The organism is Bradyrhizobium sp. LCT2, from assembly GCF_009931255.1.
Taxonomy (GTDB): domain Bacteria; phylum Pseudomonadota; class Alphaproteobacteria; order Rhizobiales; family Xanthobacteraceae; genus Bradyrhizobium; species Bradyrhizobium diazoefficiens.
This window is the reverse complement of sequence record NZ_CP034432.1, coordinates 9,154,698-9,171,108: the sequence shown is the minus strand read 5'-3', so window position 1 is coordinate 9,171,108 and position 16,411 is coordinate 9,154,698. Positions and strand designations below refer to the sequence as shown.

Sequence of the window (16,411 nt, the reverse complement as noted above, 5' to 3'; positions counted from 1 at the left end):
CGTCATTCCGGGGCGATGCGAAGCATCGAACCCGGAATCTCGAGATTCCGGGCTCATTCGCTTTGCGAATGCCCCGGAATGACGGATCGAGGGTTTATCGGGCTCGCTAAATCTCCTATACCCGTGGCCAAATCCCCTTTTCCCGCCAGGAGACCTGCCTTGGACTCGATCGCCTACGTCAACGGCTCATTCGTCCCGCTCTCGGACGCCAAAATCTCGGTTCTCGACCGCGGCTTCCTGTTCGCCGACGGCATCTACGAGGTCTCGGCCGTGCTGGGCGGCAAGCTGGTCGACAACGCCTCGCACCTGGCGCGGCTCGAGCGCTCTGTCGGCGAGATCAGCTTGAGGCTGCCGGAGACGGTCGAGCGCATCACCGAGCTGCAAAAGGAGCTGATCGCGCGCAACAAGCTCGGGAGCGGCCTCGTCTATCTCCAGGTCACGCGCGGCGCCGACAAGGGCCGCGACTTCCCGTTCCCCAAGGCTGATGTCAAGTCGAGCCTGGTGATGTTCACCTCGGAAAAGGACATCATCAATGCCGCCTCGGCCAAGACCGGCATCAACGTGATCACCGTGCCCGACATCCGCTGGGAGCGGCGTGACATCAAGAGCGTGGCGCTGCTGGCGCAAGTGCTGGCGAAGCAGGCCGCGGCGGAAGCCGGTGCAGGCGAAGCCTGGATGCTGCAGGACGGATACGTCACCGAGGGCGGTTCATCGTCGGCGTTCATCCTGACGAAGGACGATGTCATCGTCACGCGCAAGAACTCCAACGCGATCCTGCCGGGCTGTACGCGCAAGGCCGTGATCGCGCTCGCGGAAGAACGTCAGCTCCGCGTCGAGGAGCGGTCCTTCACGGTCGCCGAGGCGCTCGCTGCCAAGGAAGCTTTCATCACCTCGGCCTCGTCGTTCGTGCAGCCGGTGGTCGCGATTGATGGCAAGACAATCGGCGACGGCAAGCCCGGCCCGATGGCGACGCGTCTGCGCGAGATCTACGTGGAATTCGCCAGGGCGACGGCGGTTTAGGGCGTACTCTCGGCTATTGTAGGGTGGGCAAAGGCGCGCTTGCGCCGTGCCCACCGTCTCTCAGCGATTGGGATAGGGAGTGGTGGGCACGCTCCGCTTTGCCCACCCTACGAGACTTGTGCCCGAGGCGGCGCCGCAGCATCACGCCACCGACGCCTTCACCTTCACCGGATGGACCGCGCGGAACGAGATCGCGATCCTGTTCCACGCGTTGATGGTGCCGATCAGCATGGTGAGGTTGACCGTCTCCTGCTCCGAGAACTGCGCGCGGACCTGCTCGTAGACGTCGTCGGGGGCGTGCGTCTCGGAGATCAGCGTCACCGCTTCGGTCCAGGCCAAGGCAGCGCGCTCGCGATCGGTGTAGAGCGGAGATTCGCGCCAGGCATTGAGAAGATAGAGCCGCTGTTCGGTCTCGCCGCGCTTGCGGGCGTCCTCGGTGTGCATGTTGATGCAGAAGGCGCAACCGTTGATCTGCGACGCCCGTGTCTTGACCAGTTCGATCAGGGATTGCTCCAGGCCGCTGGCCTTGATCTGATCGTCCACCGCGATCAGGGCTTTGAGCGTGTCGGGCGCGGCCTGGTAGTAGTTCATGCGGGGCTTCATGGTCGTTCTCCTTTTTGCTGGGGTGACGTCAGTGGGCTCCACCGGCCGAGGTCTGGCCGGGCTTCTTCAGGAAGAGGACGGCGATCAGGGCCACGATCAGCGCCATGCCGAGCAGGTAGAAGGTGTCGCTGAAGGCCAGGATATAGGCCTGCTTCTGCACGATATGGCCGATTGCGACATAGGCACGATGCGACGCATCCGCACGATCGAGGATGCCGTGATTGACGAAATATTGAGTGAGCTGTTCCAGCCGCGTGCGGGTGGCCTGCTCGAACATCGAGACCGACTGCATCAGAACGTTGGAGTGATACTGCTCGCGCTTGGTCAGCACGGTCTGGAGCAGCGCAATGCCGATGGCGCCGCCGAGGTTGCGCATCATGTTGAATAGGCCCGATGCGGAGCCGGCATTCTCCGGCTCGATTCCGGCCGTGGCGACGGCCGAGAGCGGCGCGAACACGAACGCCTGTCCGACGGCGCGAACGACGTTGGGCCAGAACAGCTGATCGGTGGCGTAGTCATTCGTCATATAGATGTTCATGAAATTGGAGGCCGCGAACAGCGCAAAGCCGACGCTGATGATGATCCGGGCGTCGAAGCGTTGCATCAGCCGCGGCACCAGAGGGATCAGCAACAGCTGCGGCAAGCCGGTCCAAGCCAGAACCATGCCGATCTGTTCGGCATTGTAGCCCTGGATGCGTGACAGATAGACCGGCATGATGAACACCGAACCGTACAGCGCGATACCGAGCAGGAAGTTGGCGAGGATGCCGAAGCCGAAATTGCGGCGAACCAGCAGACGCAGGTTCAACAGCGGCTTCTTCGCAGTCAGCTCGATCACGAGGAAAGCGGTCAACGCAATGACGGCGATAATGGACAGTTTGACGATGAAGGGCGAGCCGAACCAGTCGTCCTTGTTGCCTTCTTCCAGCACGGTCTGCAGCGCGGAGAGGCCGATCGCCATGGTGACGATACCCGGCCAGTCGCCCTCGCGCAGCAGCGACAGCTTCATCGGCTTTGCTTCCAGCGAGAACCACAGCATCGCGATCATCAGCGTGCCGGGAACCAGGTTGACGTAGAAGATGTACTGCCAGCCCCAATTCTCGGTGAGATAGCCGCCGATGGTCGGGCCGATGGCGGGTGCGAATGTCGCAGAGATCGCAAACAGCGCAAGTCCGATCGGCTGTTTCGCCTTCGGCAAGAGCGTGATGATCAGTGTGAACGCCATCGGGATCAGCACGCCGCCGCTAAAGCCCTGCACGGCGCGAAGGACGATCATTTGCGGCAGGTCCTGCGCCAGCGCGCAGGCCGCCGAGAACACCAGAAACAGGATCGCGTTGGTGAGGAGGTAGATGCGGATCGAGAACACCTGGGCGAGCCAGCCCGACAGCGGGATCACCACGATCTCCGCGATCAGATAGGAGGTCGAGATCCAGCCGCCGTCGTCGATGCCGGCGCCGATCGCGCCCTGGATGTCGGCGAGCGAGGCGTTGACGATCTGGATGTTCAGCACCGCCATGAAGGCGCCGAGCGTCGCGCCGATCACCGCGATCCAGGTCTTGGCCGACACGGCCGGAATCGTGGGAGCCGCGGCCGGCGCGGGGAAGTTGGCGGCGGAGGCGGCGTTGACGGTCGGTTGGAGCGTGCTCATGGAAGCCTCGTCTCGGTTACGGAGACAGGATGCGCTGGGTGGATGGTTTCGATAATCGAGGAAGTCCTGGAAGGATCATGCGGCAGGGCTTGATAATCCTGCCGCATGATCCTCGACGTCAGCCGCCGTTCGGGCGCGAGGTGTTGTCAGCGAGGCGCTTTGCCGTCTCGCGCTCAGCCAGCACTGCCTGCTTGGTGTCAACGGTCGGCACCGCCGACATGCCGGGCCGCAGCAGGCCGGTGAGGCTGTGATCGTCGAGCACGATCTTCACCGGGACGCGCTGCACGATCTTGGTGAAATTGCCGGTGGCGTTATCGGGCGGCAGCAGCGCGAATTCGAGCCCGCTGGCCGGCGACAGGCTGTCGACATGACCGCGCAGGGTCTGGCTGCGGAAGCTGTCGACGCGCAGCTCGACCGGCTGGCCGGCGCGGACATGGGTGAGTTGCGTCTCCTTGAAGTTCGCGACCACATAGACCGCATCGAGCGGCACCACCGCCATCAACTGCGTGCCGGCCTGCACGTACTGGCCGACGCGCAAGCTACGGGCGCCGACCGTGCCGTCTACCGGTGCGGTGATCTCGGTATAGGACAGGTTCAACGCCGCCTGCTGCGCGACCGCGCGGGCGCGTTCGAGCTGGGCCGTGGCCTGGGCGCGCTGGGTGGTGAGCACGTCGACCTTGCGCTGTGCGGCCAGAAGGCCTGATTTGGCGTGCTGCAATTGCGCGTTGCTGGCGCGCAGCGCGGCATCGGTCTGCTGTGCGCGCTGGATCGTGCCGGAGCCCGACTTCATCAGGTCGTCGTAGCGGGCGCGCTCCTCCTGGGCGAATTTCAGATTGGCGTCCGCAGCCGTGACATCGGCCGTGCTCTGCTCGATGATCGGCTGTTGCAGTTCGAGCTGGGCATCGAGGTTGCGCACGGAAGCCTCCGCGGCGGCGACATCGGCGCGGGCCTGATCGAGCGCCGCCTTGAAGTCGCGGTCGTCGATCCTGGCCAGCACCTGGCCGGCTTTGACCTTTTCGTTGTCGCCGACCAGGACCTTCGCGATGTAGCCGGAAACCTTCGGCGCGACGATCGTGGAGTCCGCCTTGACATAGGCGTCGTCGGTCGTCTCGAGATAGCGTCCGTTGGTCCAGTAGTCGTGTCCGTAATAGACGACCGCCGCCGTGCCCGCGAGGAGCGCGAGCACCAAGGCCGCGCGCCGGAGCTTGTCACGGATCGGCACACGCAGCGGCACCTTGGAATAATCCTGAGTAATTTCAGTTGCTTGCTGGAAGTTTTCAGCGCGGGGCAGCTCGGACATGACGGTCTCCTATCGGCTGGAAGGGACTATCGGTCTTTCCAGCTCGAGCGATAATCGGCGAAATGCTGAAAGGATTATCCACTCGGGGTGGATAGTCCGGGGTTCGCCCTGGTGTGTGGTCTACCGAACCAGACGTGCGACTGCCCCAGAGCGATTGCCGCGCCTGTCGAGCGATTGCTGCTAACCCATGCGCCATGTCATACGCGAGATGATCTGATAGATAATCGGGGCGAAAACCTTGAGATTATCGATCAAGAGCGGATAATCAGGTGGCATGGACCGATTGACCAGCCTCGAAGTCTTCAGCCGGGTGGTCGAGACCGGCGGCTTCTCCGCAGCAGCCCGCAAGCTCAACATGTCGACCACCATGGTGAGCAATCACGTCCAGGCGCTGGAAGACCGGCTCGGCGTGAGGCTGCTTCAGCGCACCACGCGCAGGGTCAACCTCACCGAGATCGGCAAGGCCTATTACGACCGCTGCGTCCAGATCCTCGCCGATATCGAACAGGCCGACGATATCGCGAGCGAATTGCAGTCGGTGCCCCGCGGCACGTTGCGCGTCCACGTCGCCACGCACATGGTCCCGTTCGTCGCGCCGGTTGTGGCGAAACTCCTGTCGGCCTATCCGGAGCTCAAGATCGATCTGCGCATGGGCGAAGCCGACATCGACCTCATCGAGGAAGGATATGACGTTGCCGTGCGCATGACCCCGCCGCCGGATTCGAGCCTGATCGTGCGGAGCCTCGCCACCTGGCGTCACGTGCTGTGCTGTTCCCACGAATATATCGAGAAGCACGGCCGGGTGCAGAAGCTCGACGAGCTCACTGCGCATAATTGCGGCCGTCACCTGAACTATCCGTTTGGCGATGAATGGCGCTTCCTCGATCGCAAGGGCACGCCGGCATCGGTACGGATATCCGGCAGCTTCGTCACCAACAGCGGAGAAGCGCTGCGGAAGGTCGCGCTGGGGGGCGCTGCCGTCTGCCTGATGGCGGGGTTTCTCATTCAGGACGACCTCGAAGCCGGTCACCTCGTGCGCCTGTTGCCGGAATATCGGACGGTCGAGCTGTCCATGAACGCGGTCTATCCGCATCGCCATCATCTGTCGGCGAAGGTGAGGACCTTCATCGACATGCTGGTGGCGCACAGCGCCGAGCAGCAGAAGCTGATCAATCCGTATTCATGACCGGTGCGGCGGCGGCCGCCGCCCGAACACGCCGTCAAGCGCGATGCCGATCGCGAGCAAGCGACGATCGCTGCCTGCCGGGCCGTCGAGCTCAAGGCCAATCGGCAATTTGCTCGTCGCGCCGAGCGCGATTGGAATCTGGACACCGGGATTGCCGGCATTGCTGCCGGGATCGGTGTTTCACGTCAACCGTGGGCGCGCATTTCTGCCGGCGATGCGGCGATCACATCGGCGAGACGCCGTTCGACCTCCGGCTTCACCTTCGCGACCGCGATGTCCTTGACCGGGCCGTAGCCACGGATCTCCATCGGAGCCTTGGCGATCGCAATGAAATCGGGCAGGCGCGCCGCGTCGAGTTCGTGCAGCATCCGTTCGATCACGCCCTCATACCAGGAGATCAGCTCCCGCTCGGTGCGCCGCTCGGCGGTGTAACCGAACGGATCGAGCGGCGTCCCGCGCAACCCCTTCAACCGCGCGAGCAGGGCAAGCGGCGTCTGGATCCACTGGCCGAAGGCGCGCTTACGCGGACGGCCACGGGCGTCGCGTTCGGACGGCAGGAACGGCGGCGCAAGGTGATACTGGACGCTAAAACCGTCCTCGAACTCGCGCTTCAGTTCGTCGAGGAAGCCGGTCTGCATGTGCAGGCGCGCCACCTCGTACTCGTCCTTGTAGGCCATCAGCTTGAACAGCGCGCGTGCGACGGCCTCGGTCATCGCCTCGCTGCTCAGCGCAGCTTCGGCGTTGCGAACCTTATTGACGATCGTCCGGTAGCGTGCCGCATAAGCTGCGTTCTGATAGGCGGTGAGGAAATCGGCGCGGCGGGCGATGAGCTGGTCGAGCGTCTCGGCTTTGGGCGTATCGTCCGCCTTCGGCAAGAAGTCCGGATCGGCGGCGGCGATCCGGCCCCAGGCAAAGGCCTGCTTGTTGCGCTCGACCGCGATGCCGTTGAGCTCGATCGCGCGCAGCAGCGCCTGCAGCGAGACGGGGATCAGTCCGCGCTGCCAGGCAAAGCCCAGCATGATGATGTTGGCATAGACGGCATCGCCCAGCAGCCGTTCGGCCAGCGCGTTGGCGTTGATGGTGTCGAGATTGTCGTTGCCGACGACCTGCCGGATCGCGCGCAGGCGGGCGGGCGAGGCGAGATCGGCATCGCGGAAGCGAACGACGTCGCCGGTCGGCATCTCCGCCGTGTTGACAGCGGCGCGCGTACCGCGGCGATAGGTGCCGGACGCCTTCGGCGCGGAGCTCACGACGAGGTCGCAGCCGATCAACGCATCGGCCGCGCCCTGGTCGATGCGGACCTGGTGCAACGCTTCGGGCGAGGCGGCGAGGCGGATGTAGCTCAGCACCGGGCCAAACTTCTGCGCAAAGCCGGTGAAGTCGAGGACCGAGACGCCGCTCCGTTCGAGATGCGCGGCCATGCCGATCAGCGCGCCGACGGTGATCACGCCGGTGCCGCCGACGCCTGTTACCAGCAGGTCGTAGGGACGGTCGAGCGTGGCGGGAGCGGGCAGGGGAAGCGTCGCCGCGCGGCCGACTGCGCCGATCTCGCTCGCGCTCTTCTTCCGGCGCGTCGCGCCTTCGACAGTCACGAAACTGGGGCAGAAGCCGTTGAGGCAGGAAAAATCCTTGTTGCAGGCCGACAGGTTGATTTGCCGCTTGCGGCCGAACGGCGTCTCTTTCGGCTCGACGCTGAGGCAGTTGGATTCGACCGAGCAGTCGCCGCAGCCTTCGCAGACGAGGTCGTTGATATAGGCAAAACGCTTGGGGTCGGCCATCTGCCCGCGCTTGCGGCGGCGCCGCTTCTCGGTGGCGCAAGTCTGCTGGTAGATCAGGACGGAGACGCCGGAGACCTCGCGCAGCTCGCGCTGCACGGGGTCCATTTCCTCGCGCGGATGGATGGTGACGCCGATGGGCAGGTCCGCCGGCGAAAACTGCGCGGGATCGTCCGACACCAGCGCGATGCGCGCCACGCCTTCAGCACGGACGCTATGCGCGATGGCATGGACACTGATGGGGCCGTCGACCGGCTGGCCGCCGGTCATGGCGACGGCGTCGTTGAACAGGATCTTGTAGGTGATGTTGGCCTTGGCGGCGATCGCCTGCCGGATCGCCATCGAGCCGGAGTGATAGTAGGTGCCTTCGCCGAGATTCTGGAAGATGTGCCTGTTGCCGGTGAATCTCGACGACGCTGCCCAGTTCACGCCCTCGCCGCCCATCTGGATCAGCGACGACGTCTCGCGGTCCATCCAGCTCGCCATGAAGTGGCAACCGATGCCGGCCAGCGCCTTCGAGCCCTCAGGTACCTTTGTCGACGTGTTGTGTGGGCAGCCCGAGCAGAAATAAGGCGTACGTGTCGCACCGCTGACGTTGATCGTGCGGGCGGCTTCAGGCATCAAGGCGGCCGCGCGCGCGGCGAGATTGAGGCCCGGAAACATCGGATCGAGCCGGCGGGCGAGCACGCCAGCCAGCGCACGCGGCGACAATTCGCCGATCCAGGAGATCAGCCGCGCCCCTCGCTCGTCATGCTTGCCGACCATGCGCTCGGGCTTGGTGCCGGGATAGTCGTAGAAATACTCCTTGAACTGGCTCTCGATGATGCCGCGCTTTTCCTCGACAACGAGGATCTCGCGCTTGCCCTTCACGAAGTCCATCGCGTCATGCAGCGCCAGCGGCCAGACCATGCCGACCTTGTAGACGTCGATGCCGATGCTGCGGCAGGCCGCCTCATCGAGGCCCATCAGCCGCAGCGCTTCCATCAGGTCGAGATGCGCCTTGCCTGTGGTGACGATGCCGTAGGTGGCGTTCGGAATGTCGTAGATGTGGCGGTCGATCGGATTGGCCTTTGCAAAGGCATAGACCGCGTGCTTCTTCGCCTCCAGCCGCTCCTCGATCTGCGGTCCCGGCAGGTCCGGCCAGCGATAATGCAGGCCGCCCGGCGGCGGCGTGAAGTCGGGCGTGCGGAAGGCGCGCGGCGGGCGCAGCGCGACGGATGCGCCTGATTCAACGATCTCCGAGATCGCCTTGAAGCCGACCCACATGCCGGAGAAGCGGCTCAGCGCGTAGCCATATTCGCCGAACGCCAGATATTCGCCGACATCGGCTGGATGCAACGTCGGCATGAACCAGCTCATGAAGGCGACGTCGGACTGGTGCGGCATCGAGGAGGAGACGCAGCCATGGTCGTCGCCGGCGACCACCAGCACGCCGCCATGCGGCGAGGAGCCATAGGCGTTGCCGTGCTTTAGCGCATCGCCGGAGCGATCGACGCCGGGGCCCTTGCCGTACCAGAGCCCGAACACGCCATCGACCTCGCGCTCCGCTTGCGTCTCGACTTGTTGCGAGCCGAGCACGGCGGTTGCCGCGAGGTCCTCGTTCACGGCCGGAAGGAATTCGATGCGGTCCCGCTTGAGGCGCTCCTGGATGCGCCACAGCTCGAGATCGATGCCGCCGAGCGGCGAGCCGCGATAGCCGGAGATGAAGCCGGCGGTGTTGAGACCGCGCATACGGTCGCGCTTCGCCTGGTCGAGTGCGATGCGGACGATGGCCTGCGTACCCGTGAGGAAGACGCGGCCGTCCTCGCGGTCGTAGCGGTCGGAGAGCTCGTAAGCGTCGAGTGACGGAATGGCGTCCATGGTGGACCTCGCGCGGCATCCTGCCTGAAGCTGGAAGATTATGCCTGGGAGGCTGGTAGGTCTTACCTATTTGTCCCGCATAGATCAAAATTTCGGTAGAATTTTGCGCAAGGCAATCAAATTTGGTAGATGTTCTCGGCCCGGGGAGGCCTCCATGATCGAAGAACAGGACACGCGAATACTCGCCCACCTTCAGAAGGATGGTCGCGCCACCAATCAGCAGCTCGCCGACGAGATCGGCATGTCCACTTCCGCCTGCTGGCGCAGGGTGCGCGCGCTGGAGGAGAGCGGCGTCATCCAAGGCTATGCGGCGCTGGTCGCGCGCGAGCAGGCGGGATTTACGATGTCGGCCATCCTCCACGTCTCGCTGGAGCGGCACGATGCGAAGTTCGTCGACGAATTCGTGGCCAGGGTCACGACGCGCCGCGAGGTGCTGGAATGTTTCGCGACCACGGGCGACGCCGATTATCATTTGCGCGTCGTCGTGCAGGACATGGCGGCCTATAACAGATTCCTCGACGAGTTCATGTTCCGCATCCCCGGCATCCGCTACGTCCGCAGCAATGTGGTGCTGAAGGAGATCAAGACCGGCGTGGCGCTGCCGTTCTGAGACAACGCGGGGACTCATACGTCTCCACCCGGCTGCGACGGCGCAGTTGGCGCAGCGACAGTGCATGCAGCAGGATCGAGCTTGGCACGACGAAGGCCGGGGTCAGCACGTTCGGAAAGGTATCAATGGCCATGCTCGGGCCATCCGGAACGATGAGCTGGAACGGGCCAGGCGACATCGCCATTCCCAGGGCGATCGCGACGGCGAAGTCTGCGAGGCCGAAGATATTCCAGAAGATCGCTCCTTTCCGCTCCTCGGCCGTCCCGGCCGCCAAGGCGATCGCCACCGGCACCGCGAACAGTCCGGTCAGCACGTCGCCGGCTCCTGCCGGCAATGCCCAGACGCCCGGCAGCACCCCGCGCAGCCAGTAAGCGAGCCACTGACTGCCAAAGATGCGATAGACCTGAAGGGCGATGAGCCACGTCGTCGGCATTGCATCGAGCAATTGCCCGACCCGCTTCGATAGCATCAGCACAGGAGTGCCGACGATCACTGGCAGCAGGATCGCCGCGGGAAGCAGCGGCAAGGAGGAGGCACCCGTGCGGAATGCACCATTGATGGCTGCCGTCCAGGCGAGGGCAGCCCAAAGCGTGAAGGGGACCATGACGACCAGCCAGGTCGCCCGGCGTTGCTCTGGCGTCAACGCGGTGTTTTCGAGCCCGAGCCACAGGCCGAGCGCAATGAGCCCATGGGCCAGCAGCCGAACGCCGAGGGCCGGAAAGCCGCTCTGCGGAAGTGCGGGGAGCGAGTAGATCAGCCAGGTCCGCAGGATCGTGAATAGAACGGTCCACATCAAGCCGAGCCGGATGGCAGGCTGGGCCGGGGCGGCAACGGAAGCAGCATCGCTGTTCATCGGCGTTCCCTAGAGAGAGGTCGGCTGCGGTGGACGCACGAGATCGCGGCCAGCGGCCATGTCAGGCCGTTTCTTCTTCCGATCCGGACCTCACCAGAATCATGAAGACGAGAACATGGCTGACGAGCAGCAGCGGCACGTAGAGGGCTGGAATATAAATGCCGGCGCCGAAGAGGCCGGGATCCTGGATTTTCGTCACGCCCATGTAGTAGGCATTCAGGAGATCCAGCGTGCCCCAGACGTTGAACGCCCAGACCACCGGAATTGCGATCGACCATCGCCAGGAGAGTGCTGCGATTGACGCGAGCGCAAGAGTGGCGGCAATCCCCCCCATCCGACCTCGGCGGCGAAATTCGGGCTCAACTCCGCGGATACGAATCCCGCCACCATGAAATTCATGCCGAAAAACCTGAACGCGCTGAAGGCCACGAGAAGTCTCAGGGCCTCATAGCGCGGCATGACGCGGAGTGCCGGCCAGACGTAGATCGAAGCCACCACCGCGCTTGTCAGGAAAGCGCCGGCGACGCTGAGCACGAAGGGAAGGTTGAAGCTTTGCGGCACGTTCGGATTTCCTTGTGGTGGCCTGTCCGGCCAGTGTGGTCGAAGCCGGTGGGTTCGGCGTCGGCGGACGCTCAGGGCTTGGCCATCAGCAGACCGAGCGGCATCAGCGGACCGACTGCGATGTAGTCGTGGTCCATGAGTTCCCGCCGCGCGAGCGGCAGGCCCTCCATGATCGCGTGTCCCTCGGCGACATCCCTGACATTCAACAGGAATACGGCGCCGCGCCCGTCGGATCGCGAATACCATTCGCGAACCGTTCCGTTGAGATAGAGCTGCACGGTCTGCCTGATTTCATCGGGCATGACGGCCATGATCTGATCTCGGGTGACGCCCGCCTTGACGGTCAGGATGACCATGACCCCCGTTGTCGGCGACGCGGTCTGTGATTGGGCAAGTGAAGGATCGGCCATGGAGATTGCGCCTGTGAGTATGAGGGTGACTGCCAAGACGACGTTCAAGACGACGTTGCGGACTGTCTTCATCGATTTCGTTTCTCCGATCGCGGCGGTTGCTGCGGCGGCACGGCTCATTTGCAATTCGGATGTAAGGCCGCTTCCCGCGAGTTACTATTCGCGATAATGTTGACGGGCTATGAAGCAGAACTTCACAGTCAGGCACGGTGCACTGGACGGCGTGGAGGCGTTCCTGAGTGTCGCCCAACATCGCAGTTTCCGCCGAGCGGCAGCTGAGCTCGGGGTCACGCCATCGGCCATCAGTCAGGCGATACGCGCGCTCGAGGCGCGCGTCGGCGCCGCGCTCTTCATCCGCACGACCCGCAGCGTCGGTTTGACCGAAGCCGGCGAAAGATTCCTTGCGCGCGCCAGACCCGCCTTCGAGGAGCTCGTCGCGGCAAGCGGGGCGGCGCGCGAGCTCGGACAGCGACCGGCCGGCCTCCTGCGTCTCACCGTACCGCGCTCCGTCGCGCCGATCCTGCTGGAGCCGCTGATCGCGTCGTTCTGCCGGGCATTTCCCGAGATCGAGGTGGAGCTTGCCGCAAGCGAAGAGCTGGTCGACCTCGCAGCCGAAGGTTTTGACGCCGGCATCAGGTTGGGCCAGTTCATCGCCCCCGACATGGTCGCGGTGCGCCTGACGAATCCGCTACCGCTCATTATCCTCGGTAGCCCGGCTTACCTTGCCCGCCGCGGTCGGCCCGAGCGGCCAGACGATCTGCGCGAGCACGCGTGCTTGAGATTGCGACGATCGAACGGTGCGCTTGCGTCATGGTCGCTCGACGACAACGGTCGTTCGATCGAGATTGTGGTTGCGGGACCTTTCATCGCCAACGACTTTCCGACGATGCTCGGAGCCGCCGTCGAAGGTGTGGGTCTTGCGCAAGTGCCCGCACCGCTGGCCACCGGTGCCATGGCGGCGGGAAAGCTCGTTCCCGTCCTGGAGCAATTCGCGCCGATGACGCCGGGCGTGTTCCTGTACTATCCCGGTCACCGACAAATCATGCCGAAGTTGCGGGCCTTTATCGATCATGTGAAGGGCCGCTCAGGCGGCGCGAGCTGATCTACCGTTGCTCCCGCACGAACCGATTGCGCAGCGTGCCGATGCCGGTGATATCGATCTCCACGACATCGCCATGCCTAATGTCCGGCGAGGCACCGTCGGTGCCCATCCAGATCACATCGCCCGGCCATAGCGTAAAGTACTTGGTCAGCTCGACCAGGAACGGCACCACGCCGAAGATCATGTCGTTGGTGTAGAAGCGGTTGGTCTCCTTGCCGTTGACGCGGACGACGGTCTCCATCCTGGCGAGATTCGCCTCGGTCTCGATCCACGGGCCCATCGGCTTGAACGTGTCGGCGTTCTTCGAGCGCCACAGGCTGCGATCCGCCTTCTGCCAGCTGCGCTCGCTGACGTCGTTGCCGATGGTGTAGCCGAACACGCAATCCATCGCGTTCTGCTTGGTGAGGTGTTTGACCTTCTTGCCGATGACGACGACGAGCTCGCCCTCGTAGTGGATCTTGTCCGTCGCGAAAGAGGGGATCACGACCTCCTCGTCGTGTGCGATCAGCGCGTTCTGCGCGCGATAGCCGATCTCGGGCCTGTCAGGCACGGCCGGCACCTCGCCGCGCTTGTCGGCGGCCTCCTTCAGGTGCTTCAAATAGTTCAGGCCGACGCAATAGAAGGTGCGCGGGATCAGCGGCAGCTCGATCTTCACCTCGCCAAGCGGAAGCGTGCGCGAGGTGCGCTGCCATTCGCCGAAGGGATCGCCGTCGATTGCGATGACCCGGTCGCCTTCAACGATCCCCCAGGAGGTCTTGTCCGAGGCGGAGAATTTCAGCCAGCGCATGTCGGATCCTCCAGTTATTCCGCAGCATCGCGCGGCTGCACCTTCCAGGCGCCGGCGGCAGGCCGCCTCAAGCCGAGATTTTCCCGCAGCGTCTTGCCGGCATAGTCCTTCTGGAACAAGCCGCGCCGCTGCAACTCCGGCACGATATGGCGCACGAAATCGGCGTAGGAGCCGGGCACGTAGGTGGCCGCGATGACGAAGCCGTCGCAGCCGCGCTCGACGAACATCTCTTCGAGCTTGTCCGCGATCTCCTTGGGGCCGCCGACCATCGCGTCCTGCACCTGGCCGCGGCCGGAGAAGGTGACGAAATCGCGCGCGCTCGGATTGCTCTTGCCTGAATTCTTCAGCACGCCGTCGCGGATGCCCAGAATGCCCTGCATGCTCTTCAGCTCTTCCGTGGTCAGCGGCGCGTCGAGGTCCTTGGAGGCGAAATCGTAATTGAGCGCTTCGGCGAGCAGCGACAGCGCGTCGATCTGCAGCGGCAGCTTGTTGATCAGCGCCATCTTGTCTTCGGCTTCGGCCTTGGTCGCGCCGCAGACCGGCGTCGTCAGGTTGCAGAGGAACATCTGGTCGGGATCGCGGCCGGCTTTGGCCGCCTCGTTGCGGACGGCCGCATAACCCTCCTTGGCCGCGGCGAGGTTGCGCGCGGCGGTGAAGATCACCTCGCCCCAGCGGCCGGCAAAGCGCTGGCCGCGGCCGGATGCGCCGGCCTGGATGATGACGGGATGGCCCTGCTGCGAACGCGGCACGGTGAAGGGGCCACGCGACTTGAAGGCCGCTCCCTTGTGATCGAGCCGCTTCACCTTGGCCGGATCGGCAAAGCGGCCGCTTGTCTTGTCCATGATGAGCGCGCCGTCCTCCCAGGTGTCCCAGTGCCCGAGCACGACCTCCATGAACTCGTCGGCGCGGTCGTAGCGGGAATCGTGTTCGGGATGGGAGTCCCGGCCCATGTTGAGCGCCTCGCCGTCATTGAGCGAGGTGACGACGTTCCAGCCCGCGCGCCCGCCGGACATCAAATCGAGCGTCGCGAAGCGGCGCGCGACGTCGAACGGCTCGTAATAGGTGGTCGAGCAGGTCGCGCCAAGGCCGAGCCTGTCGGTGACCATGCCCATCGTGGTCAGCACGATCAGCGGGTCCATCTTCACGCAGCGGATGCCGTATTCGACGGTATGGGCGTGGTCGTTGCCGTAGCGGTCCGGCATCGCCAGGCGATCGTCGAAGAAGGCCATGTGAAACTTGCCGGCTTCGAGGATCCTGGCGATCTCCTGATAGTAATCCGCCGACATCGAATCGTCGCGCGAGTCCGGATGCCGCCAGGAGCTCGGCAAATTGGTGCAGTTTTGCGCCTGGAGGAAGCCGACCAGTACCATCTGCCGCGTCATGCTGCTGTTCTCCGAATTGCGTCAGGCCAGATCGAGCACCGTGTCGAGCCGGTATTCCCGCGCCAGCGCGCGCAGCTTGTCCCAGGTGGCATCCTCGACCTCGATGCCGTCACGCAGCCGCTGATGCTCGCGCACGCCCTCGATCTCGCCGGGATAGTAGACGCCGGTGCTGCCCTCGGAGGGCGGGGTCGATTTCAGATAGCGCGCGAATTCGGCGACCTCGCGCTTGAACTCCTTCAGCGGGCGGAACGCGGCGACGTTGAACACCGCCATGAAGCAGCCGTCATTGTGCCGCCCCGTCGGCTCGACGCCGAAGCCGAGACCGGTGAGCAGGCCGCACAGCACCTCGACCATGGCGGCAAGCCCGCTGCCCTTGTAGCCCTCGGTGCCGCCGAGCGGCAGCAGCGCGCCGCCCTTGCGATACTGGGTCGGGTCGGTGGTGTGCCGTCCCTCGGCATCGATGATCCATCCCGTCGGGATCTTATCGCCGCGGGCCACAGCGAGCTGGATCTTGCCGGCGGCGACCGCCGAGGTCGCCATGTCCAGGTAGAACGGCGCATCGAGATCGGACGGCACCGCGATCGAGATCGGGTTGGTGCCGAGCCGCGCCTCCTTGCCGCCGAACGGCGCCACGTGCTTCGGCGAGCGGCCGGAGTCCGCCGTTGCAATCCCGATCATGCCTTCGCGCATCGCCATCAGCGGATAAGCGGCGAGGCGGCCGACATGGCTCTGCCGGAACACGGTGCAGGCGGCGACGTTCGCCGTCTTCGCCTTCGCGATCGTCAGCGCCATTGCCTTGGCGTTGACGTGGAAACCAAATCCCCAATGGCCGTCGATTACGGTCGTGGTCGGCGATTCCTGCACGATGGTCCATGTCGCGCCGGGAACGATGTGCCCGGCCTTGATGCGGTCGATATAGGTGGGAACCGCGATCACACCGTGGGAGTCGTGGCCGGCGAGATTGGCGTTGACGCAGCCGGTCGCGACCGCATCGGCCTCTTCCTGGGAAGCTCCCGCCGCCTGGAGCAGGGCGGCGCTGATGCGCGTGAGGCGGTCGGCCCTGACGATCGGCATGGCGTTTCCCCGGTCATCGCCCTTATCATGATAGCTGGCGGGCGCTTGTTGGGGACCATCGTCTCAAAGCGCAGGACCGATATCAATCTCCCGTAAACCAATACAGGGCTGCAAATTCGTAAAGAGAGCGCGCCTTTGGTCGAAGATTCGTTCCGGCCGGCGGTATTCTCGACAGTTTGGCGGGGGTCGTTCGCAGCTCGTTCACTCTGATCGACGGTTTGCGACACGCAATAACGACCA

14 protein-coding genes and 1 pseudogene are annotated in these 16,411 nt (G+C 64.4%); 4 read left to right on the top strand and 11 right to left on the bottom strand.

Annotation, left to right across the window (positions count from 1 at the left end; all coding sequences use genetic code 11):
• The first annotated feature begins 159 nt into the window (after nt 1-159).
• Nucleotides 160-1,020 carry a D-amino-acid transaminase gene (locus EI171_RS43285; protein ID WP_161536779.1) on the top strand — a complete coding sequence of 287 codons (861 nt, stop codon included), beginning with the start codon at nt 160-162 and terminating at the stop codon, nt 1,018-1,020.
• Nucleotides 1,021-1,161: 141 nt separating this feature from the next.
• Here the strand turns inward: EI171_RS43285 and EI171_RS43280 are convergent, their stop codons facing one another.
• The 3 genes from EI171_RS43280 to EI171_RS43270 all read right to left on the bottom strand — a co-directional run bounded on the left by EI171_RS43280 (nt 1,162) and on the right by EI171_RS43270 (nt 4,571).
• Nucleotides 1,162-1,623: a carboxymuconolactone decarboxylase family protein gene (locus EI171_RS43280; protein ID WP_028173905.1), complete on the bottom strand. Its 462-nt coding sequence runs from the start codon at nt 1,621-1,623 to the stop codon at nt 1,162-1,164.
• A 28-nt stretch (nt 1,624-1,651) separates the two neighbouring features.
• Nucleotides 1,652-3,271 (bottom strand): MDR family MFS transporter, encoded by a 1,620-nt coding sequence (locus EI171_RS43275; protein ID WP_161536778.1) that lies wholly within the window; start codon nt 3,269-3,271, stop codon nt 1,652-1,654.
• A gap of 118 nt (nt 3,272-3,389) precedes the next feature.
• Complete coding sequence (locus EI171_RS43270; protein WP_161536777.1) at nt 3,390-4,571, bottom strand: HlyD family secretion protein; 1,182 nt, start codon at nt 4,569-4,571, stop codon at nt 3,390-3,392.
• A gap of 274 nt (nt 4,572-4,845) precedes the next feature.
• Between EI171_RS43270 and EI171_RS43265 the strand changes: the two genes are divergently transcribed.
• Nucleotides 4,846-5,757, top strand: coding sequence for a LysR family transcriptional regulator (locus EI171_RS43265; protein ID WP_161536776.1), 912 nt, complete (start codon nt 4,846-4,848; stop codon nt 5,755-5,757).
• Here the strand turns inward: EI171_RS43265 and EI171_RS46330 are convergent.
• A pseudogene (locus EI171_RS46330) lies at nt 5,752-5,937 on the bottom strand (amidase); the annotation flags it as partial. The gene EI171_RS43265 and the pseudogene EI171_RS46330 overlap by 6 nt on opposite strands.
• Nucleotides 5,938-5,942: 5 nt before the next feature.
• The gene (locus EI171_RS43255) at nt 5,943-9,392 is read right to left on the bottom strand and encodes an indolepyruvate ferredoxin oxidoreductase family protein (RefSeq protein ID WP_161536775.1); all 3,450 of its coding nucleotides are present in this window, start codon (nt 9,390-9,392) and stop codon (nt 5,943-5,945) included.
• Nucleotides 9,393-9,546: 154 nt separating this feature from the next.
• Between EI171_RS43255 and EI171_RS43250 the strand changes: the two genes are divergently transcribed.
• Nucleotides 9,547-10,002, top strand: coding sequence for an Lrp/AsnC family transcriptional regulator (locus EI171_RS43250; protein WP_011090317.1), 456 nt, complete (start codon nt 9,547-9,549; stop codon nt 10,000-10,002).
• On the opposite strand, the gene EI171_RS43245 is transcribed toward EI171_RS43250, so the two are convergent.
• The 3 genes from EI171_RS43245 to EI171_RS46320 form a co-directional block, all read right to left on the bottom strand.
• On the bottom strand, nt 9,974-10,855 hold the full coding sequence (locus EI171_RS43245) for an MFS transporter (protein WP_161536774.1): 882 nt from the start codon (nt 10,853-10,855) through the stop codon (nt 9,974-9,976). The two genes, EI171_RS43250 and EI171_RS43245, sit on opposite strands and share 29 nt — an antisense overlap.
• A gap of 61 nt (nt 10,856-10,916) precedes the next feature.
• Entirely contained in the window at nt 10,917-11,189 is a 273-nt protein-coding gene (locus EI171_RS46325) for a hypothetical protein (protein ID WP_246740410.1), read from the bottom strand.
• Nucleotides 11,190-11,487: 298 nt separating this feature from the next.
• A complete protein-coding gene (locus tag EI171_RS46320; protein WP_246740409.1) occupies nt 11,488-11,946 on the bottom strand; it encodes a hypothetical protein in 459 nt (152 codons plus the stop codon).
• A 61-nt stretch (nt 11,947-12,007) separates the two neighbouring features.
• Here EI171_RS46320 and EI171_RS43230 point away from each other — a divergent pair, with 61 nt between their 5' ends.
• Nucleotides 12,008-12,928: a LysR family transcriptional regulator gene (locus tag EI171_RS43230; RefSeq protein WP_161536773.1), complete on the top strand. Its 921-nt coding sequence runs from the start codon at nt 12,008-12,010 to the stop codon at nt 12,926-12,928.
• 1 nt (nt 12,929) lies between these two features.
• Here the strand turns inward: EI171_RS43230 and EI171_RS43225 are convergent, their stop codons facing one another.
• The 3 genes from EI171_RS43225 to EI171_RS43215 are packed head-to-tail and all read right to left on the bottom strand — an operon-like array spanning nt 12,930 to nt 16,171.
• The gene (locus tag EI171_RS43225) at nt 12,930-13,715 is read right to left on the bottom strand and encodes a fumarylacetoacetate hydrolase family protein (RefSeq protein WP_161536772.1); all 786 of its coding nucleotides are present in this window, start codon (nt 13,713-13,715) and stop codon (nt 12,930-12,932) included.
• Between the two features lie 14 nt (nt 13,716-13,729).
• A complete protein-coding gene (locus tag EI171_RS43220; RefSeq protein WP_161536771.1) occupies nt 13,730-15,097 on the bottom strand; it encodes an LLM class flavin-dependent oxidoreductase in 1,368 nt (455 codons plus the stop codon).
• A 21-nt stretch (nt 15,098-15,118) separates the two neighbouring features.
• Nucleotides 15,119-16,171, bottom strand: coding sequence for an Ldh family oxidoreductase (locus EI171_RS43215; protein WP_161536770.1), 1,053 nt, complete (start codon nt 16,169-16,171; stop codon nt 15,119-15,121).
• Nucleotides 16,172-16,411: the final 240 nt, after the last annotated feature.

Coding starts and splice junctions, on each gene's coding strand:
- EI171_RS43270 (WP_161536777.1), bottom strand. CDS start 4,571: ATGTCCGAGCTGCCCCGCGCTGAAAACTTCCAGCAAGCAACTGAAATT.
- EI171_RS43280 (WP_028173905.1), bottom strand. CDS start 1,623: ATGAAGCCCCGCATGAACTACTACCAGGCCGCGCCCGACACGCTCAAA.
- EI171_RS43215 (WP_161536770.1), bottom strand. CDS start 16,171: ATGCCGATCGTCAGGGCCGACCGCCTCACGCGCATCAGCGCCGCCCTG.
- EI171_RS43245 (WP_161536774.1), bottom strand. CDS start 10,855: ATGAACAGCGATGCTGCTTCCGTTGCCGCCCCGGCCCAGCCTGCCATC.
- EI171_RS43265 (WP_161536776.1), top strand. CDS start 4,846: ATGGACCGATTGACCAGCCTCGAAGTCTTCAGCCGGGTGGTCGAGACC.
- EI171_RS43230 (WP_161536773.1), top strand. CDS start 12,008: ATGAAGCAGAACTTCACAGTCAGGCACGGTGCACTGGACGGCGTGGAG.
- EI171_RS43225 (WP_161536772.1), bottom strand. CDS start 13,715: ATGCGCTGGCTGAAATTCTCCGCCTCGGACAAGACCTCCTGGGGGATC.
- EI171_RS46325 (WP_246740410.1), bottom strand. CDS start 11,189: ATGGGGGGGATTGCCGCCACTCTTGCGCTCGCGTCAATCGCAGCACTC.
- EI171_RS43275 (WP_161536778.1), bottom strand. CDS start 3,271: ATGAGCACGCTCCAACCGACCGTCAACGCCGCCTCCGCCGCCAACTTC.
- EI171_RS46320 (WP_246740409.1), bottom strand. CDS start 11,946: ATGAGCCGTGCCGCCGCAGCAACCGCCGCGATCGGAGAAACGAAATCG.
- EI171_RS43250 (WP_011090317.1), top strand. CDS start 9,547: ATGATCGAAGAACAGGACACGCGAATACTCGCCCACCTTCAGAAGGAT.
- EI171_RS43255 (WP_161536775.1), bottom strand. CDS start 9,392: ATGGACGCCATTCCGTCACTCGACGCTTACGAGCTCTCCGACCGCTAC.
- EI171_RS43220 (WP_161536771.1), bottom strand. CDS start 15,097: ATGACGCGGCAGATGGTACTGGTCGGCTTCCTCCAGGCGCAAAACTGC.